The 23393-nt window shown below is 65.9% G+C and carries 17 protein-coding genes; 8 read left to right on the forward strand and 9 right to left on the reverse strand.

Annotation, left to right across the window (positions count from 1 at the left end; all coding sequences use genetic code 11):
* Window positions 1–114 precede the first annotated feature (114 nt).
* The gene (gene aztD / locus AC51GT_RS04260; protein ID WP_496327975.1) at window positions 115–1389 is read left to right on the forward strand and encodes a zinc metallochaperone AztD; all 1275 of its coding nucleotides are present in this window, start codon (window positions 115–117) and stop codon (window positions 1387–1389) included.
* A gap of 54 nt (window positions 1390–1443) precedes the next feature.
* Window positions 1444–2361, forward strand: coding sequence for a dephospho-CoA kinase (coaE, locus tag AC51GT_RS04265; protein ID WP_496327976.1), 918 nt, complete (start codon window positions 1444–1446; stop codon window positions 2359–2361).
* A gap of 55 nt (window positions 2362–2416) precedes the next feature.
* Here coaE and AC51GT_RS04270 read toward each other — a convergent pair whose 3' ends face one another.
* The gene (locus AC51GT_RS04270; RefSeq protein ID WP_496327234.1) at window positions 2417–2926 is read right to left on the reverse strand and encodes a ribonuclease FAU-1 family protein; all 510 of its coding nucleotides are present in this window, start codon (window positions 2924–2926) and stop codon (window positions 2417–2419) included.
* A 75-nt stretch (window positions 2927–3001) separates the two neighbouring features.
* Between AC51GT_RS04270 and uvrB the strand changes: the two genes are divergently transcribed.
* Window positions 3002–5158 carry an excinuclease ABC subunit UvrB gene (uvrB, locus tag AC51GT_RS04275; RefSeq protein WP_496327977.1) on the forward strand — a complete coding sequence of 719 codons (2157 nt, stop codon included), beginning with the start codon at window positions 3002–3004 and terminating at the stop codon, window positions 5156–5158.
* 183 nt (window positions 5159–5341) lie between these two features.
* The gene (locus tag AC51GT_RS04280) at window positions 5342–5788 is read left to right on the forward strand and encodes a universal stress protein (RefSeq protein ID WP_496327232.1); all 447 of its coding nucleotides are present in this window, start codon (window positions 5342–5344) and stop codon (window positions 5786–5788) included.
* On the opposite strand, the gene AC51GT_RS04285 is transcribed toward AC51GT_RS04280, so the two are convergent.
* The 5 genes from AC51GT_RS04285 to AC51GT_RS04305 all read right to left on the reverse strand — a co-directional run bounded on the left by AC51GT_RS04285 (window position 5776) and on the right by AC51GT_RS04305 (window position 12430).
* Window positions 5776–8028 carry a HelD family protein gene (locus AC51GT_RS04285; protein ID WP_496327978.1) on the reverse strand — a complete coding sequence of 751 codons (2253 nt, stop codon included), beginning with the start codon at window positions 8026–8028 and terminating at the stop codon, window positions 5776–5778. The two genes, AC51GT_RS04280 and AC51GT_RS04285, sit on opposite strands and share 13 nt — an antisense overlap.
* Before the next feature lie 167 nt (window positions 8029–8195).
* Window positions 8196–8453 carry an HPr family phosphocarrier protein gene (locus tag AC51GT_RS04290; RefSeq protein WP_496327230.1) on the reverse strand — a complete coding sequence of 86 codons (258 nt, stop codon included), beginning with the start codon at window positions 8451–8453 and terminating at the stop codon, window positions 8196–8198.
* A gap of 49 nt (window positions 8454–8502) precedes the next feature.
* Window positions 8503–10605: a PTS fructose transporter subunit IIABC gene (locus tag AC51GT_RS04295; RefSeq protein ID WP_496327229.1), complete on the reverse strand. Its 2103-nt coding sequence runs from the start codon at window positions 10603–10605 to the stop codon at window positions 8503–8505.
* A gap of 71 nt (window positions 10606–10676) precedes the next feature.
* Entirely contained in the window at window positions 10677–11666 is a 990-nt protein-coding gene (locus AC51GT_RS04300) for a 1-phosphofructokinase family hexose kinase (protein WP_496327979.1), read from the reverse strand.
* The gene (locus AC51GT_RS04305; RefSeq protein WP_496327227.1) at window positions 11663–12430 is read right to left on the reverse strand and encodes a DeoR/GlpR family DNA-binding transcription regulator; all 768 of its coding nucleotides are present in this window, start codon (window positions 12428–12430) and stop codon (window positions 11663–11665) included. The genes AC51GT_RS04300 and AC51GT_RS04305 overlap by 4 nt, the downstream gene beginning before the upstream one ends.
* Before the next feature lie 175 nt (window positions 12431–12605).
* Between AC51GT_RS04305 and AC51GT_RS04310 the strand changes: the two genes are divergently transcribed.
* Complete coding sequence (locus tag AC51GT_RS04310) at window positions 12606–14288, forward strand: phosphoenolpyruvate--protein phosphotransferase (protein WP_496327980.1); 1683 nt, start codon at window positions 12606–12608, stop codon at window positions 14286–14288.
* A gap of 29 nt (window positions 14289–14317) precedes the next feature.
* Here the strand turns inward: AC51GT_RS04310 and AC51GT_RS04315 are convergent, their stop codons facing one another.
* Window positions 14318–15496 carry a DoxX family protein gene (locus tag AC51GT_RS04315; RefSeq protein ID WP_496327225.1) on the reverse strand — a complete coding sequence of 393 codons (1179 nt, stop codon included), beginning with the start codon at window positions 15494–15496 and terminating at the stop codon, window positions 14318–14320.
* 111 nt (window positions 15497–15607) lie between these two features.
* Window positions 15608–16282, reverse strand: coding sequence for an MBL fold metallo-hydrolase (locus AC51GT_RS04320; RefSeq protein WP_496327224.1), 675 nt, complete (start codon window positions 16280–16282; stop codon window positions 15608–15610).
* A gap of 217 nt (window positions 16283–16499) precedes the next feature.
* On the opposite strand from AC51GT_RS04320, the gene AC51GT_RS04325 reads away from it, so the two are divergent.
* The 3 genes from AC51GT_RS04325 (at window position 16500) to ilvD (ending at window position 21992) form a co-directional block, all read left to right on the forward strand.
* Window positions 16500–17126: a YoaK family protein gene (locus tag AC51GT_RS04325; protein WP_496328012.1), complete on the forward strand. Its 627-nt coding sequence runs from the start codon at window positions 16500–16502 to the stop codon at window positions 17124–17126.
* A 158-nt stretch (window positions 17127–17284) separates the two neighbouring features.
* Complete coding sequence (gene uvrA, locus AC51GT_RS04330; RefSeq protein WP_496327981.1) at window positions 17285–20236, forward strand: excinuclease ABC subunit UvrA; 2952 nt, start codon at window positions 17285–17287, stop codon at window positions 20234–20236.
* A 67-nt stretch (window positions 20237–20303) separates the two neighbouring features.
* Complete coding sequence (gene ilvD, locus AC51GT_RS04335) at window positions 20304–21992, forward strand: dihydroxy-acid dehydratase (protein WP_496327982.1); 1689 nt, start codon at window positions 20304–20306, stop codon at window positions 21990–21992.
* Window positions 21993–22073: 81 nt separating this feature from the next.
* On the opposite strand, the gene AC51GT_RS04340 is transcribed toward ilvD, so the two are convergent.
* Window positions 22074–23129, reverse strand: coding sequence for an IS110 family RNA-guided transposase (locus AC51GT_RS04340; protein ID WP_496323328.1), 1056 nt, complete (start codon window positions 23127–23129; stop codon window positions 22074–22076).
* Window positions 23130–23393: the final 264 nt, after the last annotated feature.

A 23393-nucleotide genomic window follows, 5' to 3' on the forward strand; every position in this document is an offset into this window, starting at 1 on the left:
GATCCCGCGAGGCGGGACGCTCCGTGTGGGGGTAGTGCGACGGTACCGCTCGAGTGCGTAGGCGGGACGCGGTTACGCCAAGAAGCCGAGCCATGCACCTATTCCTTTTTGACAATGATTGTCATTAAGGCGGACCATGTGGGCGTGAAAAATACTCGTGCCGTCCAACTGATCACCGCCCTCTGTGCCGGAAGCCTGCTTGTCGCCTGTGGCGCCGACGGTGACAACACCACCTCACCCTCTGCCGGGGCCTCCGCCGAGAAAGCCGCTGCCGGTTCTGAACCCGTCGAGCAGACCTCGGCCACCAAGCGGCTGGCATTCACCCATGATGAAGGCATCGTGATCGTCGACGCGGACGATCTGGACCCGGTCGGTGAGGTTGCAACACAGGGATTCATCCGGCTGAACCCGGCCGGGGACGGACGCCACGTGTTCGTCTCGCGCCCCGGGGGATTCGGCGTCCTCGACATGGGCACCTGGACACGTCAGCACGGCGATCACCGCCACCACTACACGGCGCAACCGGCGATGACCGCGCTGGCGTTCGGCGGGGAAGAGCCGGGACATGTTGTGCCACACGATGATCGGACCACGCTGTTCTCAGATGGTACCGGTGGCATCGATGTGGTCGCACCGGCCGAACTGTCTCGGGGCAAGGCTCAGGCGGAACGACATCAGGTCCCGGCGCATCACGGTGTCGCCGTGGCGCGCGCCGACGGCACCCTGGTGACCACCGTCGGTACCGAGGAATCCCGCAGTGGCGTCCAGGTTCTCGGCCCCGACAACGCGGTACTGGCGAGCAACGATCGATGTCCCGGCGTCCACGGTGAGGCCATCGCCGCCGACGGTGTGCTCGCATTCGGATGTCAGGACGGCCTTCTGGTGGTGCAGGGCAACACAATCGAGAAGATCACCAGCCCGCACACCTACGGGCGGATCGGTAATCAAGCAGGCACCGAAACGTCACCGGTGGTGCTCGGGGACTACAAGGTGGACGCCGAGGCCGAGCTCGAACGCCCGACCCGGATCAGTTTGACCAACACGCAGACCGCCGAACTCAGACTCGTCGAGTTGGGTACCAGCTACAGCTTCCGGTCACTGGGGCGCGGACCGAACGGTGAAGCGCTGGTCCTGGGCACCGATGGCGATATCCACGTGATCGATCCTGTCTCGGGCACCACGATCAAGCGGATCGAGGTCATCGCGGACTGGGCCGAGCCGGTCGAGTGGCAGGCTCCGCGCCCGACCCTGCTTGTGATGGAGTCGACCGCCTACGTCACCGATCCGGCGAACAACAAGATCGTCGCGGTGGATCTCGGCACCGGCGACATCACCGCCGAGAATGAGTTCGCCGCGGCCCCGAACGAGCTGACCGGAGTCACCGGATAAGCCGATGGTGGGTGGATGCGGGAAGACGGCGGGCCGGTCTGCAACACTGGGTCGGTGATTCGAGTAGGCCTGACCGGCGGTATCGGCGCCGGAAAATCCACGGTGGCACGCACACTGACAGAGCGCGGCGCGTATCTCATCGACGCCGACGTCATCGCCCGGGAGGTCGTGGCGCCCGGGTCCGAGGGTCTGGCGAAGCTGGTCGAGGCGTTCGGAGCGGACATCCTGCTCGCCGACGGCGCCCTCGATCGGCCGGCGCTGGCGGCCAAGGCCTTTGTCGATGAGGAACAGCGCAAGATTCTCAACGGCATCACGCATCCGTTGGTCGGTGCCCGGGCCGCGGAACTGCTCGACGCGGCCCCGGCGGACGCGATCGTGCTGCAGGACATCCCGTTGCTGGTGGAGAATCGGACCGCGCCGTTCTTCCATCTGGTCGTCATCGTGCACGCCGACGAAGACGTCCGGCTGGCGCGGCTGACCGAACAGCGCGGCATGCCCGAAGAGGATGCGCGGGCACGGATCCGGTCGCAGGCGACCGTCGAGGAACGGCGGGCCGTCGCAGATGTCTGGCTCGACAACAGCGGCACCCCGGACGACCTCGCGGCGCTGGCGGCCACGCTCTGGGACGAGCGGCTCGTGCCGTACGAACGCGGCGTCCGCACCCGGGTCTGCGCGCCGCAACCGACGACGGAGGTCGCCTACCGGGAGCAATGGCCGGTCGATGCCACCCGGCTGGCCAATCGGCTCAGGGTGCTCGGTGCCGAGAAGATCGCCGACATACAACACGTGGGCCCCACCTCCGTGGTCGGATCCGCGGCCGTCGACGTCATCGACCTCGACATCTCGCCGGCCGCCGGGGTCTCGGCCGCAGATCTGATCGATCCGCTCTCGGACGGTGGTTTCCCGGTGAGCAGTCCCGGAGTGCATGCCAACGCCGACCCCGGGCGTGCGGTGACGATCAGGCTGGTGTGACGGTCAACTCGGTGTCACGTACACCATGACCTGAGGGTTCACCGCCCGGCCGGGGTCACTGCCAGACCAGTGTGGCGCCCTGGCCGGCGAGCCAGGCCTCGACGTCGTTGCCGTGCGCGGCTGCGCCGGTCATCGTGCGGGTGGCGATGCGGACCGCGGCCTCGGCGTGTTCGCGGGGGAGCATCCCCGCGGCGTGGGCGTCGAACAGTTCATCGACGTCCTCGAGTTCCAGGTATTCGGGGCGCTCGATCAGGTCGAGGTACCAATCCTCGGAATGCCAGCACCCTTGGGCGTCGGGGCGGGTGAACTCGCCGATGTCGAGGTAGAGGCGTTGGTCACGTTCGAACCCGGGCCGGAAGTGGAATATCGTGGCCCGGAGTCCGAAGTCGGGGAGCAGCCAGGACTGTATCCGGCTGAACTTGCGATGATCGGCCGGCCGGTCCATGTACAGGCCGAACTCGGTGGCCCGGTAGACATCCACCTGGCGGATGAACCCTTTGGGGTCGGTGTTCGTGCTCCCGGGCACGTCGAAGATCTCGTGTTTGGGCGGATGAATCGCGTCCATCGCGTCAACCTAGCCCAGTGCGATGTTCACTGTCGGCGTACGCGCCGTGTCGGAGGTCGCGTTTACTCTGATGACATGGCCTTTGCAGCAGAACATCCGATCGTTGCGCACTCGGAATTCCGCCCGGTCGGCGAGATCGAACGTTCGGGAGCCACCTTCGAGGTGGTCAGCGATCACTCACCGGCCGGTGACCAGCCGGCGGCGATCAAGGAGCTCGAGCAGCGCCTGACCAGGGGTGAAAAGGACATCGTGTTGCTCGGCGCCACCGGTACCGGTAAATCGGCGACCACCGCGTGGCTGATCGAGAAGGTCCAGCGGCCGACACTGGTGATGGCCCCCAACAAGACCCTCGCCGCGCAGCTGGCCAACGAGTTACGAGACATGTTGCCCAACAACGCCGTCGAGTATTTCGTCTCGTACTACGACTACTACCAGCCCGAGGCGTACATCGCGCAGACGGACACCTACATCGAGAAGGACTCGTCGATCAACGACGACGTCGAGAGGCTTCGTCACTCGGCGACGTCCAACCTGCTCTCGCGCCGTGACGTGGTCGTGGTGGCCTCTGTGTCGTGCATCTACGGTCTCGGTACACCGCAGTCCTACCTCGATCGCTCGGTACAACTCGAGGTCGGCCAGGAAGTCGACCGCGACGCCCTGCTGCGACTGCTCGTGGACGTCCAGTACAGCCGCAACGACGTCAGCTTCACCCGCGGCAGTTTCCGGGTGCGGGGTGACACCGTCGAGATCATCCCCTCTTACGAGGAACTGGCGATCCGCATCGAATTCTTCGGTGACGAGATCGAGGCGCTGTACTACCTCCATCCGCTCACCGGTGACGTGGTCCGGGAGGTCAAGGAGTTGCGGATCTTCCCGGCCACGCATTACGTGGCCGGTCCGGACCGGATGGAGCGCGCCATCGCCTCCATCGAGGCCGAACTCGAAGAACGGCTCGCCGAACTCGAGGGCAAGGGCAAACTGCTCGAGGCCCAGCGGCTGCGGATGCGAACCAACTACGACGTTGAGATGATGCGCCAGGTCGGTTTCTGCTCCGGCATCGAGAACTATTCACGGCATATCGACGGCCGCGGACCGGGTACGGCGCCCGCCACGCTGATCGACTACTTCCCCGAAGACTTCTTGATGGTCATCGACGAATCGCATGTCACGGTGCCGCAGATCGGCGCCATGTACGAGGGCGACATGTCGCGTAAGCGCAACCTGGTGGATTTCGGGTTCCGGTTGCCTTCGGCCGTCGACAACCGTCCGCTGACCTGGAGTGAGTTCACCGAGCGGATCGGTCAGACGGTCTACCTGTCGGCCACACCCGGCCCGTATGAGCTCGGGCAGTCGAACGGGGAGTTCGTCGAGCAGGTCATCCGGCCGACCGGTCTGGTCGACCCACACGTGGTGGTCAAACCCACCAAGGGGCAGATCGACGACCTGATCCACGAGATCCGGGAACGCACCAAGAAGGACGAGCGGGTACTGGTCACCACGCTGACCAAGAAGATGTCGGAAGACCTCACCGACTATCTGCTCGAGATGGGTATCCGGGTGCGGTATCTGCACTCGGAGGTCGACACGCTGCGCCGCGTCGAACTCCTGCGGCAGCTGCGGCTCGGTGACTACGACGTCCTGGTCGGAATCAACCTTCTGCGTGAGGGTTTGGACCTACCCGAGGTGTCGCTGGTCGCGATTCTCGACGCCGACAAAGAAGGATTCCTGCGCAGTACCACCAGCCTCATCCAGACGATCGGGCGGGCGGCCCGAAACGTCTCCGGTGAAGTGCACATGTACGCCGACAAGATCACCGACTCGATGCGCAATGCCATCGACGAGACAGACCGTCGCCGCGAGAAGCAGATCGCCTACAACAAGAAGATGGGTGTCGATCCAAAACCGTTGCGTAAGAAGATCGCCGACATTCTCGACCAGGTGTACGAGGAGGCCGAGGACTCGATCGCCATCGGTGGTTCCGGCCGCAACTCCAGTCGGGGCCGGCGCGCGCAGGGCGAACCGGGCCGGGCGTCGTCCTCGTCGGGTGTTCTCGAGGGCCGGGACGTGTCCGCGATGCCGCGTGCGGAACTGGCAGACCTCATCGCCGCGCTCACCGATCAGATGATGAACGCAGCGCGCGATCTGCAGTTCGAGCTCGCCGGTCGACTACGCGACGAAATAGCCGATCTCAAGAAAGAATTGCGCGGTATGGACGCCGCCGGCATCTCCTAGCCGAACCGCCGGCCCGCAGATACATGTGACGCGAGTGACAGTAAGTGTTGTCGCAGGTCAGCGGGCCCGGCGGTGTGCGCTTCGCCGGATACCCAATTGTGTCCCGTAGGTGTCGATATACCCTTCTCGGAAGGCAACGCCGTGGAGCGATTTCCTATGCAGGCACGTTTATTGGAGGAATGAATGAGCGCATACCAGACCGTCGTAGTGGGAACCGATGGATCTGAATCGTCGATGAAGGCAGTGGAACGAGCGGGGGCGATCAGTGGGGACGGGGCACAGTTGATCATCGCCTGTGCGTACTTCCCGACCGACGACAAAGACTTCTCTGCGGCATCCGATGTGCTCAAAGACGAGGCATACCAGGTACATGGGTCTGCGCCGACCGAAGAAATCCTTCGGACGGCCAAGGAGCGGGCGACCGCGGCCGGTGGCGTCAATATCGCCACCCGACCCGTCGTCGGCTCGCCGGTGGACGCGCTCTTGAATCTGGTGGTCGTCTCCAAGGCCGACCTGCTGGTGGTCGGCAACAAGGGCCTGAACTCGATCGCCGGGCGGTTGCTGGGATCAGTCCCGGCGGACGTCGCCCGCAAGTCGCGGTGCGACGTCCTGATCGTTCACACGGTCTGAGCGGCCTGCTGCAGAGGCTCGGGCAACTCGGCGCTGTGCACAATTGCCAACTGCTGGGTTGCCCGGGTGAGCGCGACGTACAGGTCTCCCCATCCACGTGATGACTGACGCACGATCATCGACGGTTCGATCACGATCGTGCGGTCGAATTCCAAGCCCTTGCACTGTGCCACGGTGAGCACGGACAGCTCTCCGGTGTCCTCGAGATTCTCGGTGGCACTGCGGATCTCGTCCACCAGATCATCCGGGGCGATGATCGCGGCGATACCGTCGAGAGGTTCGGTGGCGAGCCGGCCGGCGACCGCACCGAGCTTGTCGGATGACGTGTGTTCGAAGACCGGTGGCCGTCCGCTCGACCTGATCGAGGTGGGCGCCGACATCTCGCTGTCGATCTGTTCGAGGATCGGGGCGGCAACTGCCATGATCTCGGCGGGCGTGCGATAGTTGACCGTCAGGTCGAACTTGCGCCACCGCTGGGCCACATATGGGGTCAGGACCTCACCCCACGAGTTGGTCCCGGCCGGATCACCGGTCTGAGCGGTGTCCCCGATGACGGTCATCCAGCGATTCGGGATGCGGCGCATGATCATTCGCCACGCCATCGCCGACAGCTCCTGGGCCTCGTCGACGATCACATGACCGAACGTCCAGGTCCGGTCGTTGTAGGCGCGTTCGGCCGTGGTCAGGGCGACCCGATTGGTCTGGCGTGCGGCGAGTTGTTCGGCATCGATCAGGTCATACGCCATCAGGATTTCCGGGTCGAGTTCGTCCTCGAGATCCTGGGGTGCCGAACCGGTCAGGATGTCGAGTGCGTCCTGGGCATCCGAGAGCTTCTGCCGCCACTGGGCGCGTTCGCGTTCTTCATCGTCGTTGTTGTCGATGCCGATGATCTCGGCCAGTTCGTCGAGCAGCGGTGCATCGGCGGCACTGAAACCGCCACGCTCGGTCCGCAGGAGCGCGTCACGGTCGGCTTGCGACCAGCCGGGTGTGGCGGACTTGATCCGTTCGGGTGAGGTCAGCAGGTCGGTCAGGACCTCCTGCGGGGAGAGTTGCGGCCAGAAATGGGCCAGCGTCGCAGTGATATCCGGGTCTTCGCGCATCTCGTCGCGGATATCGGCGATGTCGGTGCCGCTCAACAACTGCGAACCGTCGACCACACTGGATCCGATGCGTTCGGCATGTTGCTGGGCCAGGGCATCGAACGCCGACCGCAGGAAGACCGATCGGGCGTGGTTGTGCGGTCGTCTCGATGACCGGGCCCGGCCGCGGGCGCGCTGGATCACCTTGCTGGTGATCGCGACGTCATAGCCCTCGAACTTGCGGATGATGGGCGACGTCGGCAGTTCCTGGCGGTCGCGGACCGCTTGCTTCAACACCTCCACGATGGACAGGTCGCCCTTGCGGGTCGATGCCACCGGGTTGTCGGTGACGGTGGCCCGAACCCCCGGATAGAGGTCGCCGATGGTCGAGAGCAGCACACCGCTCTCACCGAGCGACGGGAGCACCTGGCCGATGTACTTCAGGAAGGTCGTGTTCGGCCCGATGATGAGAACACCACTGCGAGCGAGGGTTTCGCGATAGGTGTACAGCAGGTAGGCGGCGCGGTGCAGGGCAACCGCGGTCTTACCGGTACCCGGTCCACCCTGGACCACCAGCACGCCGCGGTGCGGGGACCGGATGATGACGTCCTGCTCGCGCTGGATCGTTTCGACGATGTCGTTCATGTGCCCGGTGCGGGCGGCATTGAGTGCGGTGATCAGTGCCGTCTCGTTGACCACGTCACCGTGCCCGGTGCTGTCGGCGTCGGCGATCTCGGTGACGTCGAGGCGTTCGGTGTTGATCGCGGTGATCTTGCGATTGCGGGTACGGACGTGGCTGCGGACCTGGACGTCCTCCGGTGAGGCCGGGGTCGCGAGGTAGAACGGGCGGCTCAGCGGTGCCCGCCAGTCGAGCAGGAGCGTGCTGTCCTGATCGTCGTCGTCGAGGATGCCGATGCGACCGATCCGGCGGACCTCGCCGCTCTCGAGGTCGAGGCGGCCGAAGTAGAGGTTGTGTTCGGCAGCATCGAATTTCGTCAGGTCGTCGTTGTAGAGACGTTCATAGGATTCGCGTTCGGAACGCGCCTGCGGGGTACCGCCGGTGTCGCGCAGAGCAGATGCCAACCGCGTCTGGGTATTGCGGCGCATCCGGTCCAGACGACCGTATACGCGATCCAGATGGTGTTGTTCGGCCTCGAACACAGTCCTCCTCGGTTTGCTGCAGCACCGTGCCGAATCGGGTATTCGACCGCGCCATGGGCGCACAAAAATAGTGCCAAAGAATAACGCGGTGGGCCGGGTAAACGTTCCCGGCCCACCACGTGACCTGAGTATTGAGGCCTGCTAACAGCTGCGGTCCTCGTCGTTGATCAGGCGTCGAGGTCGGAGGCCACCAACTGCGCGATCTTGTCGAGGGTCGCCTGGTCTTCGCAGGTCACGGTGACCTCGGTGCCGACCGTGGCACCGAGCGTCATGATCAGCAGCGCCGAACCGGCGTCCACCGGCTCACCGCCGGCCACCGACAGGGTCACCGGGACGTCGGCGGCGGCCACTGCCTCGGCGATCGTCGCCGCGGGACGGGCATGCAGGCCGATGGACGATCCGACGGCAACGGTGGTACTTGGCATGATTTCTCCTTGGTTTACTTGTTGATTGCTGATCAGGGGGTGATGAGGGTCAGGCCGCGCTGAGGACCTTGGCCTCGTCGGGTGCGGACTTGCGCGGACGGATGAACTGTTTCGCGGCGACAACGCAGATCGCCGAGACGACGGTGCCCGCGGCGAGTGCGACGAAGAACCAGACGATCCCACCGATCGCGAACGAGACGAAGATGCCACCGTGCGGCGCGCTCAGCGTGACGTCGAAGGCCATGATCAACCCACCGGTCACGGCGCCACCGGCCATCATCGACGGGATCACCCGCAACGGGTCCGCCGCGGCAAATGGGATGGCGCCCTCGGAGATGAACGAGGCGCCCAGTAGCCAGGCGGCCTTGCCGTTCTCCCGTTCGGCCTCGGTGAAGAGCCCGGGCCGGACGGTCGAGGCCAGTGCCATCGCCAGCGGCGGCACCATCCCGGCGGCCATGACCGCGGCCATGATCCGCAGCGAGGCGTCGTCGGTGACCGAGAGTCCCGCCACGGCGAACGCGTACGCCGCTTTGTTGACCGGTCCACCGAGGTCGAAGCACATCATCAGTCCGAGGATGACACCGAGCAGGATCGCAGACGAACCGGACAGGCTGTTGAGCCAATCGGTCAGTCCCTCGGTGATCGAGGCCAGCGGTTTGCCGAGCACGATGAACATCAACAGACCGACCACCAGTGAGGCGAACAGCGGGATGATCACCACCGGCATCAGGCCGCGTGCCCATTGCGGAACGGGTATCCGGCCGATGTAGAGGGCGGCGAAACCGGCGATCAGTCCCCCGACCAGACCGCCGATGAACCCGGCTCCGACGAATACGGCCACCGCACCTGCGGTGAAACCGGGAGCCAGGCCCGGCCGGTCGGCGATCGCGAAAGCGATGTAACCGGCCAGCGCGGGCACCAGGAAGCTGAAGGCCAGGGAGCCGATCTGGTAGAGGACCGCGCCGATGTAGGTCATCAGGCCGCCCTCGGGCAGTGACGTCAGCGAGTTGTCGAGCGTGATGTCGGCGGCGGTGTCGGAGATCTCGTACCCGGCGAACAGGAAGCCGAGTGCGATGAGGAGTCCACCGGCCGCGACGAACGGGATCATGTAGCTCACGCCGGTCAGCAGGATCTGACGTACTCGGGTGCCCCAGCCGACGTCGCCGCCACCTCCACCCGAATGTTCGGCGTCCGCGGTCGCGGACCCGGCGACTCTGGCCGCGCCGGGATCATCGGCGGCGCGCAACGCCTCGGAGATCATCGTGTCCGGCTCGTTGATGGCCCGTTTGACACCCGATGCGACCACCGGTTTACCGGCAAATCGTTCTCTGGCCTTCACCCCGACATCCGTGGCGAAGATCACCGCGTCGGCGGACGCGATCGCCTCGGACGACAGGGGAGTGCTGCCGCTCGACCCCTGGGTCTCGACGAGCACCTCGACGCCGGCGCGCTTGCCGGCCGCCGTCAGCGAGTCGGCGGCCATGTAGGTGTGCGCGATTCCGGTGGGGCAGGCGGTGACCGCGACGATGGTGCGCTCGGCCCCGCCCGGACCGGTGGCCCCGGTGGGTGAGGCGGGCGACTTCTCGGTGCCCGGGGTCTGTGTGCCGGTGTTGTCCGGGGCAGGCGCCGGTGGCGCGGTCGCCGGAGAGGCTGCGGGAGTCGGTGCCGGGGCGGGATGCAGGACGCTCTCGACCAGTGCGACCACGTCGTCCGGACCGGCGGCCGACCGCAGCGATGACACGAACTCCGGCCGGACCAGGGCGCGGGCCAGCGCGGTGAGGAGTTTCATGTGTTCGGAACCGGCCCCGGCGGGTGCGGCGATGAGGAACACCAGATCGGCCGGCCCGTCGGGGGCACCGAAGTCGACCTTGGGGTCGAGTCGGGCGAATCCGAGGGACGCCGTGACGACGGATTCGTCCCGGCAATGCGGGATCGCGATCCCACCGGGAAGTCCGGTGGCCGACTGCGACTCCCGCGCCAGCGCGGCGTCGCGCAGGCTGCCGACGTCGGTCGTGCGCCCGGCGGCGGCGAGCTTTTCGGCCAGGGCCTCGATGACCGCCTCTTTGGTGGTGCCGAGTCCGGCATCGAGGGTGATCAGTTCGGGGGTGATGATTGCCGGCGTGGGGCCGGTGTGGACTGTCGGGTTCGACATGGCTGATTCCTAGGTTGGAGATGCGCGATCGGCAGGGTGCGCGGCGCTGGTTTTCGGATCGGGTGCAGCCATCAGGAGCTGCCGAGGATCGAGGTCAGCGCGGTGACGGTCACCGCGTCCGGGTTGATGTGGCTGGGACTCGGGAGTGCCGTGCCCGGTAGGGCGGCAGCGGCACTGCCGTACGCGACCGCCATGGCGAGGCGGTCAGCTGGTCCGGCGTTTTCCAGATCAGCGAGTAGATATCCGGCCAGCGAGGAATCGCCGGCACCGACCGTGCTGAGCGGCGCGATCGGAGGTGTGGTGGCGTGCCAGGCGCCGGTCGCGGTGACCAGGACGGCGCCCGCGGCACCCAGGGTGGCCAGCACGGTCTGTGGGCCACCGCGCTCGATGAGCGATCGCGCGGCGCGGGCGGTGGGGTAGGGATCGCCCTCTTCGGCGGCGCGCTCGAGTTCGAGACCGTCCGTCCCGACGATCTGGCCCAGTTCTTCGGCGTTGGGCTTGATCAGATCGGGTGCGGCCGTGGGGAATTCGGCCGCGAGTGCGCGTAGCGGTCCATCGGAGGTGTCGACGGCGATCCGGACCGGGGCGCTTCCGGTCGAACGGAGCGTCGCCACCAGTTCGGCGTACCAGCGGTCGGGGACCCCCGGTGGCAGTGAACCCGACAACACCACCCAGTCGGCCGACGTCGAGAGATCGCGCAGGCAGGACGCCAGGGCATCGAGGTGCTCGGGCAGCAGTGCGGCGCCGGGTTCATTGATCTTGGTCGTGGTGCCGTCCGGTTCGGTCACGGCCAGATTCACGCGAGCCGCACCGGAATGTGCGACTGCGCGGTGCTCGATACCGGCTTCGGTCAATGCCACAAGGAGTGGTTCGTTCTGGTTCCCGGGTAGGACTGCGACGGCGCGTTGTCCGGCGGAGGTGATGACCCGGGCGACGTTGACGCCCTTGCCGCCCGGGTGCGAGGTCACGGTGGTGGCCCGGTGAACGGCACCACGACGCAGTGGTTCGGCCAGCGTCACGGTCCGGTCGATGCTGGGGTTCGCGGTCAGGGTGATGATCATGCCGTCACCACGTCGATGCCGGCGTCGGTGAACTCGGCGCGGGCGGTATCCGGGATGTCGGTGTCGGTGATGAGCACGTCGACCCGGTCGATCGGGGCGAAGCTGATCAGGTCCTCACGACCGACCTTCGACGAGTCGGCGACAACGACGACCTGATGCGCGGATTCGACCATGGCCCGCTTGACCGCCGCCTCGTCGCTGTCCGGTGTGGACAGGCCGTGGCGCACGCTGATTCCGTTGGTCCCGACCACCGCGACGTCGATTCGCATCGTCGACAGGGTGCGCAGGGCATCGTGGCCGACCACGGCCTGCGTGATGCCGCGGACGCGTCCGCCGAGCAGGTGCAACCGCAGGCCGCCGAGCCCGCTGACCCGCATGGCAACCGGCAGTGAGTTGGTGACGACAACCAGATCCTGGTCGGTGGGCAGGTATGCGGCCAACCGGGCCGCGGTGGTCCCGGCGTCGATCAGCACGCTGCCACCGGCCGGCGGTAGATGGTCGAGGGCGGCCTTGCCGATGCGTTCCTTCTCGGCTGCATGGCTGTTCTCGCGCTCGGTGGTGCCGAGCTCGATGGCGGTCAGGGCCGAGGCCGGGACAGCGCCCCCGTGAACCCGCCGGATCAGTCCGAGCCGCTCCAGTGCGGCCAGGTCGCGGCGGACCGTCTCGGTGGTCACCGCGTACAGCTCGGCGAGGTCGGCGACTGACATCCGACCGTTCTGGGTGATGACCGATGCCATCGCCTGTTGCCGTTCCTCTGGGTACATCCCGTCCTCCGGTGTGTCCCGCCGCGATGTGCGAGCATGTGGTTTGAAATGTTGCTTTATGTTGTTTTATGCCCGACTGTATTGCCTTGTCAAGAGTTTTCCGTAATCTAGATCACATCGCTACGTTGGAGATGTCCAGTCACATGACGTGTACTGGGTTGCCAGAGGAGGTCGGATGAAGATGTCAGCGCAGGTGGGGAGTCCGCGGCGGGTTCTGCGGGGTACCCCGGTCGTGCCCGGGGTCGTCCTGGGGCCGGCCGTGGTCCCCGGGCCCCGCGTGGAACCGGTTGTCGACACCGATCCGGTGCCCGAAGCGGAACGGGACGCAGAGCTCAAGGCGTTCGCCGGTGCGACCACGGCGGTGGCGAAGCGTCTGGCCGACCGCGCCGGGAAGGCGACCGGGTCGGCCTCGGAGGTGCTTGCGGCCAACGCTGCGATGGCGACTGACCGGGGATGGTTGGGCGCGGCCGAGAATCTCATCACCGGTGGCAGTTCGGCCGCCGCCGCAGCTGTTGCCGCCACCGCCCAATTCGTCGACATGTTCACCAAGATCGGCGGGCTGATGGCCGAGCGGGTGACCGATCTCAACGACATCCGCGATCGGGTGCTGGCCGAGTTGCTGGGTCTGCCCGAACCTGGTGTCCCGGTGCCGGCGGTCCCGTCGGTGCTCCTGGCCGAAGACCTTGCCCCGGCCGACACCGCAGGACTCGATCCGACGTTGATCGTCGGCCTGGCGACCTCACTGGGCGGACCGACCAGTCACACCGCGATCATCGCCCGCCAGCTCGGGATCCCCTGTGTGGTGGCGGTGTCCGGACTCGAGTCCGTCGCCGCCGGAACGCCGGTGCTGATCGACGGAAGTGCCGGTGAGCTGACCGTGTCACCGGATCGGGAGGCCGCGGCGCAGGCCGTTGCGGCCTACCGGTTGGTGGCCGAGCGCACCGCGTCGTGGACCGGTCCCGGCGCGACGTCCGATGGTCATCGGGTCGATGTGCTCGCGAACGTCCAGGACGGCGCGGGCGCGCGGGTGGCGGCCGCGAGCGCGGCCGGGGGAGTCGGTCTGTTCCGGACCGAGCTCTGCTTCCTGGACCGCGAACACGAACCCACGGTCGACGAGCAGGCGGCGATCTACCGCGAGGTGATCGCGGCGTTTCCCGACTCCAAGGTGGTACTGCGAACCCTCGATGCGGGTTCGGACAAGCCCCTGCGGTTCGCTGCGCACCCGAATGAGGCGAATCCGGCGCTGGGGGTGCGCGGTATCCGAATGGCTTTGCGGGACAACGGATTACTCGAGCGTCAGCTCGACGGTGTGGCGGCCGCGGCGGAGGGCCTACGGGCGCCCTGGGTGATGGCCCCGATGATCGCCACGCCGGCCGAGGCGAAGTGGTTCGCCGAGAAAGTGCGTGAACGCGGGCTCGTGCCGGGCGTGATGATCGAGGTGCCCGCCGCCGCGTTGATGGCCGAACGGGTACTCGAGCACGTCGACTTCCTGTCGATCGGAACCAACGACCTGGCCCAGTACACGATGGCCGCCGACCGGATGTCGGGCGATCTCGCCGGGCTGACCGATCCCTGGCAGCCGGCTGTGTTGTCGCTGGTCGCCCGGACGGCGGCGGCCGGTGCAGCGGCGGGCAAACCGGTGGGCGTCTGTGGTGAGGCGGCGGCCGATCCACTGCTGGCCTGTGTCCTGGTCGGGCTGGGTGTGACGTCGCTCTCGGCAGCGGTCTCCGCGGTGTCCGGGGTCGGCGCGAAGCTCGGCACGGTCAGCCTCGACGACTGCCGTCGTGCAGCGGCAGCGGTCTCGCAGACGTCAGATCCGGCGGGCGCGCGGGCCGCGGCACGCGCGGTGTTGGGCTGAGGCCCGCGCACCCACCGGATCAGAGAGATCTAGAGCGCTTTTTCTGCCTTCTTCTGCGCCTTCTTGGCCTGCTCACGCGCCAGGGCCGCGAGTCGGGCGCGCTCGTCGGCGGCGCGCTCGACCAACTCGGGCGCCTTGTCGCGCACCGTGTTCAGGTAGTGCTCGGCGTAGCCGTTGGTCGAGGCCCATGCCTTGGCTGCCGAATCCGCGAGCTCCGCGCTGCGCTCGGCAGCCAGATCTTTGGCGGCCGAGCGGTTCTTGGCCGCCTTCTTCGCGAGCTTGGACTGTTCCTTCGCAGCGAGTTTGGCGAACTTCGCCTGCTTCTTGCCGGCCTCTTTACCGAGCTTGGCCTGCTTCTTGGCAGCAGCCTTCGAAAGCGTGGCCGCCCGTTCGGACGCCACCACGGTCAGATGTTCGCCCTTCTTCGAGGCGACATCGGCGAGTTCGGCGGCCCGGTCGGCAGCGATGGCTGCCAGAACAGCTCCTCGCTTGGCCGCGACATCGGAGAACTCGGACCCACGTTCGACCGCCACATCAGCGATGATCGAGGCCTTCTCCGAGGCCTTGTGTGCCAGTTCGGCGGCGCGTACGGAGGCCACGTCGGCGAACTTGCCACCTCGATCTGCGGCGACCTCGGCCAGCTCCCCGGTGCGTTCGGACACCAATCCGGCCAGGTGTGAGGCCTTGTCCGTCAGTACCTCTGTGGTCGCCGAACCGGACGAACCGGTGGGCAGTGCCGATGCCACCTTCTCGCCCGCGACGGCAGCGGCCTTCCGTCCACGCCAGGCGAGTGATGGTTTGCCTTCGGTGTCGACGGTCGCGAGCAACAGTCCGCCGAGCAGGCCGACGTTCTGGATGAAGTGGGCCTGCTGTTCCGCCCGCTCATGCGGGTCGGTCTCGTTCCAGAAGTCGTGTCCGGCCAGTGTGGTCGGGACGACAACGCTCGCCAGCGACAGTGCCGCCAGTCGAGGAAACTTTCCGGTGGCCAGGGCCAGACCGCCGACGATGTGGATGGCGCCGTTCACACGGACGACCACCTGCGGGTCGGAGGGGATGAAATCTGCGGCGGTGGGTGGCAGCGCACCCTTCGCCTTGTCGATGTAGGGCTGCGCGGTCTCGGCCAGGGATTCCGGGCGTCGGATCACCTCGACCCCGGTGGCGATGAACGCTGCTGCGAGCATGGGACGGGCAATTCGGCGAATCAGCATGAAGGGCCTCCTCAAAGACACTGTTCTAAGTCGAAACTGCTTGTCGAACTTCTCGGCTACTGGACTCTTGGAGCCTATAGACGTTCCGTGGGTACCCCGCCGGGCGAACTTCTACCAGCCTCGCTCGCGCCACTCGTCCAGATGGGGACGCTCGGCACCGAGAGTGGTGTCGAGTCCGTGCCCGGGGTACACGATCGTGCTGTCGTCGAATCGGTCGAACAGCTTGGTCTTGACGTCGCTGATCAGCGACTCGAAGTCTTCCGGGGTCTGCGACTTGCCCACGCCGCCGGGGAACAGGCAGTCACCGGTGAACAGGTGGGTGACGTCGTCGTCGAAGAACAGGGCGATCGAACCGTCGGTGTGGCCCTTGACATGGATGGTGCCCAGCTTCAGGTTGCCGACCTCGATGATGTCGCCCTCGTCGACGAGCCGATCGGTGGGAACCTGGATCGGTGGGGCATCGATCCGGCCCGCGGCGGTGGGCAATCCGGTCGCCTTGACCACCTCTTCGAGTGCGATCCAGTGGTCGGGATGCCAGTGGGTGGTGAAGATCGATTCGATGTTGCCGTGTGCCTTGATCAGGTCGATCAGGACCTCGGCGTCGTTGGCGGCGTCGATCAGCAGACCCTTGCCGGTTTCCCGGCAGGTGACGACGTAGACGTTGTTGTCCATCGGACCGACGGACAGTTTGAGGATCGTCGCATTCGGTGTGGTCTTGCGTTGTGGCACATCCGAATTGCTGAAGTCGCCGGTGTAGGTGTCGGAAATCGGGGCCGCTGCGCTCATGGGGTCAACCCTAACCGTCCGGATGAGGGTTTGTCGGTGTCCTGTCCGGGGAGCATGTGGCCGACGGTGTCGCCACGCAGGGCAGGGGCATTCGTGGCGGGTCGGGCCGCCGAGCGTGTTGAACCGGACCGGAGGCGCATAATTGAGCCCGTTGGCCGGACTCGGCAGGAGTGTGGATTGTGACGGTGCGGCCTTGAAGACGATCGATCGCAGCGAACTGGCGCTGGCCGCGGCGTTGACCGCGGTCGCCGGATACCTGGATGCGATCGCGTTCATCCACCTCGGGGGCTACTTCATCTCGTTCATGAGCGGCAACACCACACAGATGTCGACGTCGTTCGTCGAGGACATGACCAGTGCGGGGCTGCGTTGTCTGCTGATCATCGGATTGTTCGTCATCGGTGTCATCGCCGGCTCGGTCGTCCGTAGGCTCATCGCCGATGCCCACGGGCGGATCGCGGTGTTGTGCTCGGTGACAACACTTCTCGCGGTCTCCGCAGTGACCGCCGCCACATGGTCGGGATATGCGTCCTTGATGGTCGTGGCGGTGGCGATGGGCGCGCTCAACTCGGTGTTCGAGAAAGGTGGGGAGGTCTCGGTGGGCCTGACCTACATGACCGGGACCCTGGTGAAGGCGGCACAGCGGTTGGTCGACGCGGCGTTCGGCGGCCCGCGATGGGTCTGGGCGCGGCATTTCCTGCTGTGGTCGTCGATGGCCGTCGGCGCGTTCGCCGGTGCCGGCGCCTACCGCGGAATAGGTATGTCGGCGGTCTGGTTGCCCTTTGTGATCGTTGCCTTGCTCACACTCTGGGTGGTGCGTGTTTTCGCAGGTCAGAAGGTTTGAGGCCGCGGCGCCGCCAGCGCGGGTGGCCGGTGCCGTTTGTTGCCACCGGTATCTTGTCAGTAGGTGCCTCTAGCATTGCCGGGTACGCCCCTGGCGCACGCCCACCAGCTGATCAGTGACGGTTGGCATAGTACAAATTGACCCCGAAAAGGACCACAGTGGTTGATCGACTCATCGTGCGCGGAGCCCGCGAACACAATCTTCGCGGCGTCGACGTGGATCTCCCGCGCGACAGTTTGATCGTTTTCACCGGACTCTCGGGCTCCGGCAAGTCGAGCCTGGCGTTCGACACGATCTTCGCCGAGGGCCAGCGCCGATACGTCGAATCGCTCTCCGCATACGCCCGGCAGTTCCTCGGCCAGATGGACAAGCCCGACGTCGACTTCATCGAAGGCCTGTCGCCGGCCGTGTCGATCGACCAGAAGTCGACCAACCGCAACCCGCGGTCGACGGTCGGCACCATCACCGAGGTCTACGACTACCTCCGTCTGCTGTACGCGCGCGCAGGCAAGGCACATTGCCCCGAGTGTGGTGCGGCCATCGAGAAGCAGACCCCGCAGCAGATCGTCGATCAGGTGCTCGCGATGGACGAGGGCATCCGGTTCCAGGTGCTGGCCCCGGTGGTGCGGACCCGCAAGGGTGAGTTCGTCGACCTGTTCGGCACCTTGCAGACGCAGGGCTTCTCCCGGGCCCGGATCGACGGTGTGGTTCATCCGCTGGCCGATCCGCCGAAGCTCAAGAAGCAGGAGAAGCACGACATCGAGGTGGTGGTCGACCGGCTGTCGGTGAAGGCCTCCGCGAAGCAGCGCCTGACCGACTCGGTGGAGACCGCGCTCGGATTGGCCGACGGTGTGATCGTCCTCGACTTCGTCGATCTCGAAGAAGACGATCCGGATCGTGAGCGCCGGTTCTCCGAGCGGATGGCCTGCCCGAACGGGCACCCCATCGCCATCGACGATCTCGAGCCCCGCTCGTTCTCGTTCAACTCGCCCTACGGCGCCTGCCCCGATTGCGACGGCCTCGGAATCCGCAAGGAGGTCGACGAGGAACTCGTTGTCCCGGATTCCGATCTGACGCTCGCCGAGGGTGCCGTCGCACCATGGGCCGGTGGCCACAACGCCGACTACTTCCTGAGGTTGTTGTCCGGACTCGGCGACGCCATGGGTTTCGACACCGACACCCCCTGGAAGAAGTTGCCGGTCAAGGCACGCCGGGCGATCCTCAACGGCAGTGACCACCAGGTGCACGTGAAGTTCCGGAACCGGTACGGCCGTACCCGTTCGTATTACACCGAGTTCGAAGGTGTGATGTCGTTCCTGCACCGCCGCATGGAACAGACCGAGTCCGAGCAGATGAAAGACCGGTACGAGGGCTACATGCGGGACATCCCGTGTCCCACCTGTAAGGGTGCCCGTCTACGTCCTGAGATCCTGGCCGTCACCCTCGACCACCAGCGGTTCGGGGAGAAGTCGATCGCGGAGGTCTGTGCCCTGTCGGTGGCCGAATGCGCCGACTACCTCTCCGACCTCAAGCTCGGGAAGCGCGAGGAGGCCATCGCCGGCCAGGTTCTCAAAGAGGTGCAGTCACGCATCCGCTTCCTGCTCGACGTCGGACTGGAGTACCTGTCGCTCTCGCGGGCGGCGGGCTCGTTGTCCGGCGGCGAGGCGCAGCGCATCCGACTGGCGACCCAGATCGGTTCCGGCCTGGCCGGTGTTCTCTACGTCCTCGACGAACCGTCGATCGGCCTGCATCAGCGCGACAACCGCCGGCTCATCGACACCCTGACCCGCTTGCGCGACCTGGGCAACACCCTGATCGTGGTCGAGCACGACGAGGACACCATCCGGTCGGCGGACTGGATCGTCGACATCGGTCCGCACGCCGGTGAACACGGCGGCCGGGTCGTCCACAGTGGCAGTTACAAAGACCTGCTGAAGAACGAGGAGTCCATCACCGGCGCCTACCTGTCGGGGCGCTCGCGGCTGGAGGTCCCGGAGACCCGGCGACCGATCGACCGCAAACGGCAGCTGACCGTTGTCGGGGCGCGGGAACACAACCTCAAGGACATCGATGTGGTGTTCCCGCTGGGCGTTCTCACCGCGGTCACCGGGGTCTCGGGTTCGGGCAAGTCCACACTTGTCAACGACATCCTGGCAACGGTGATGGCCAACAAGCTCAACGGTGCGCGTCAGGTCCCCGGCCGGCACACCCGGATCAACGGGATGGACAACCTCGACAAGCTGGTCCGTGTCGACCAGTCACCGATCGGCCGTACCCCGCGATCCAATCCGGCCACCTACACCGGTGTGTTCGACAAGATCCGCACCCTGTTCGCCGCGACCACCGAAGCCAAGGTCCGCGGCTATCAGCCGGGACGGTTCTCGTTCAACGTCAAGGGTGGACGCTGTGAGGCCTGTTCGGGCGAGGGCACGATCAAGATCGAGATGAACTTCCTGCCCGACGTCTACGTGCCGTGCGAGGTCTGCCACGGGGCGCGGTACAACCGCGAAACGCTCGAGGTCCACTACAAGGGCAAGACCGTCTCCGAGGTACTCGACATGCCCATCGAGGTGGCTGCGGAGTTCTTCGAGCCGATCACCTCGATCCACCGCTACCTCAAGACCCTCAACGACGTCGGGCTCGGCTATGTCCGGCTCGGGCAGCCGGCGACAACCCTGTCCGGCGGTGAGGCGCAGCGCGTGAAGCTGGCCGCAGAACTGCAGAAACGGTCGACCGGTCGCACCGCCTACATCCTCGACGAGCCCACCACGGGTCTGCACTTCGAAGACATCCGCAAGTTGATCCACGTGATCAACGGCCTTGTCGACAAGGGCAATTCAGTGATTGTCATCGAGCACAACCTCGACGTCATCAAGACCGCCGACTGGGTCATCGACATGGGACCCGAGGGGGGTTCGGGTGGCGGCACGGTCGTCGTCGAAGGAACCCCTGAGGATGTCGCGGCCGAACCGCTCAGTCACACGGGTAAGTTTCTCGCGGAGATCCTGAAGCCAACCAGTGCAGCGGCGCCGACGCCTGCACGTAAAGCGGCCCCGCGGAAGGCCGCGGCCAAGCAGACTGGACGTAAGAAAGCGGTCACCGCAGGCTGAGTGCGGAACGACTGATCGGGTCAGGCGGGGGGTTCTCGCCGGCCGACGACAACACCAAGGAGATCCAATGGTCGACATGAAGCCCCGTAGCCGCACCGTCACCGATGGGATCAGTGCGGCTCCGAGTCGCGGGATGCTTCGTGCGGTCGGGATGGGTGATGAGGACTGGGACAAGCCCCAGATCGGCATCGGTAGTTCGTGGAACGAGATCACTCCCTGCAACCTCTCGCTCGACCGACTGGCTCAGGCCAGTAAGGAGGGCGTGCACGCCGGTGGCGGATACCCGCTGGAGTTCGGCACCATCTCGGTCTCCGACGGCATCTCGATGGGCCACGAGGGCATGCATTTCTCGCTGGTCTCGCGTGAGGTGATCGCCGACTCGGTCGAGACCGTGATGTCGGCCGAACGCCTCGACGGCTCGGTCCTGCTGGCCGGTTGCGACAAGTCGTTGCCGGGCATGTTGATGGCCGCGGCCCGCCTCGACCTGGCCTCGGTGTTCCTTTATGCCGGCACCATCGCGCCGGGCTGGGTCAAGCTTGCCGATGGCAGCGAGCGCGACGTCACCCTGATCGACGCCTTCGAGGCGGTCGGGGCCTGTCGGGCCGGCAAGATGTCCGAGGAAGACCTCGGGCGTATCGAGCGGGCCATCTGCCCGGGTGAGGGTGCCTGCGGTGGCATGTACACCGCCAACACCATGGCGTCGATCGCCGAGGCGCTCGGGATGAGCCTGCCGGGTTCGGCAGCGCCCCCGGCCGCAGATCGTCGTCGGGACGCCTTCGCCCATCGCTCGGGTGAGGCCGTCGTCAACCTGCTGCGTCTGGGGATCACGACCCGCGACATCATCACCAAGCCCGCCATGGAGAACGCGATCACCGTCACGATGGCCCTCGGTGGATCGACCAACGCGGTGTTGCATCTGCTGGCCATCGCCAATGAGGCCGAGGTCGATCTGAACCTCGACGACTTCAACCGCATCGGTGACCGCACACCCCATCTGGGCGACCTCAAGCCGTTCGGCCGGTACGTGATGAACGACTTCGACCGTCACGGCGGCATCCCGGTCATCATGAAGGCCCTGCTGGACGCCGACCTGCTCAACGGTGACGCACTCACCGTCACGGGCAAGACCATGGCGGAGAATCTGGACGCGATGGAGATCGGCCCGCTCGACGGGAAAGTCATTCGCGCACTGGACAATCCGATTCACAAGACCGGTGGCATCACCGTTCTGCGCGGCTCACTGGCCCCGGAGGGCGCGGTGGTCAAGTCGGCCGGCTTCGACGCCGACACCTTCGAGGGTCCGGCGCGGGTCTTCGAACGCGAACAAAGTGCGTTGGCAGCTCTGGCCGATGGCGTGATCCAGGCGGGCGATGTGGTGGTGATCCGGTACGAGGGCCCCAAGGGCGGACCGGGAATGCGGGAGATGCTGGCGATCACCGGTGCGATCAAGGGCGCCGGCCTGGGTAAAGATGTGTTGTTGCTCACCGATGGTCGGTTCTCCGGTGGCACCACCGGACTCTGCATCGGGCACATCGCGCCGGAGGCATCCGACGGGGGACCGGTCGCCTTCATCCGGGACGGTGACCGTATCCGGGTCGACATCGCCGGCCGCACCCTCGACCTCCTCGTCGACGACGACGAGATCGAGTCACGCAAGCAGGACTGGCAGCCGCTTGACCACAAATATCAGCGGGGTGTGCTCTCCAAATACGCCAAGCTCGTCCGTTCGGCCTCGGTCGGCGCCGTCACCCACTGACGAACCCCCTGCCGCACCCCGATGATGTGCCCTTTTGGCGAGTAAAAGCCCAGGTGGGCACCGCCAAAAGTTGCTCCTATGTCAAGCGGCGGCGGTCTGAATGGCTCGTGGTTGGGGCGCAGTGTCGGTGATCAGGCGTTGATAGACGGTGCGGACCAGGCGGCGTCGGAGTGCTCGGAGGGCTGCGGTGGTGGAGTCGCCGGCGGCGCGGCGTTTGCGGTAGTAGGTGTAGCCGTCGCTGTCTTCGAGTCGGGTTTGGGTCAGGGCGATGCGGTGCAGGGCGGTGGTGAGTTGTCGGTTGCCGCAGCGCGGTAGCCGGACGCGGCCGGCGGTGTTGCCGGACCAGACCGGGATGGGGGCGGTGCCGGCGTAGTTGGCGTAGGCGTCGGCCGAGTGGAAGCGGGCGATGCCGGCGGTTTCGCCGACGATTTTGGCTGCGGTGAGTTCCCCGCAGCCGGGTAGCTGTAGTAGCGAGGGAACCAGTTCGCGGACTCGTTTGCCGATCTCGGTGGCCGTGGTGTTGATCCGGGTGGTCAGGGAGATGATCTCGTCGAGTTCTTCGCGGGCGATGTCGGCCAGCAGTCCGGTCTCGGTGGCCAGCTGTGCGGCGAGGATCTGTTGGTGTTTGTGCATGCTCAGCGAGCGTGGTTTGGGGGCGTAGGCGGGGTTGATTTCATGGACTCGCCACAGCAGTCGGTTGATTGTTGAGGTGCGTTGTGCGACAAACACTTCGCGTCGATCGACTAGTAGACGTATCTCGCGGGATCGGGGGTCGGCGCCGGCGGCGGGCAGGTTCGGTTCGCGCAGCACTGCCCGCGCGACGGCCAGAGCGTCGATGGGATCTGATTTGCCGCGGGTACGTGCCGAGGCACGGGTGTGGGCCATCATTTTGGTGGGTACCCGCACGGCGGTCTGGCCGGCGGTGAGTAGGTCGCGTTCGAGGCGGGTCGACATCTGTCGGCAGTCTTCGATGCCCCAGAGCAGGTCGGTACCGAACTGGGTGTGGGCCCATCGCATCGCGGCATGATGGCCGGCGGTGGTGGCCGGGGCGGTGAGTTGGCCTAGCTTTTTGCCGACGGGATCGACGGCAACAAATGTGTGTGAGCTCTTGTGTACATCGACTCCAACTACAACCATGGTGGTTGCCTCCTGATTTCAGAAACAGGGACCAGGGACGGTTGGGCCGGTCGGTGGGCAATCCTCAGTTGGGGGCGTTGCCACGCTCCTATCAAGCCACATCGGCCGGTCCTTCCCACCTGGTGTTGGCATAACTTTTGCAAGACCAGACATGCGCATCAATGCGATGCCGGCAGGCACATCAAGAGCCAAACACCAGGTGACCAGGACCCAACCACCGCTCAGGCGGCAACACAAGAGTCACACTGAGGGCACATCATCGGG

This window comes from Williamsia sp. z34 (assembly GCF_059553395.1).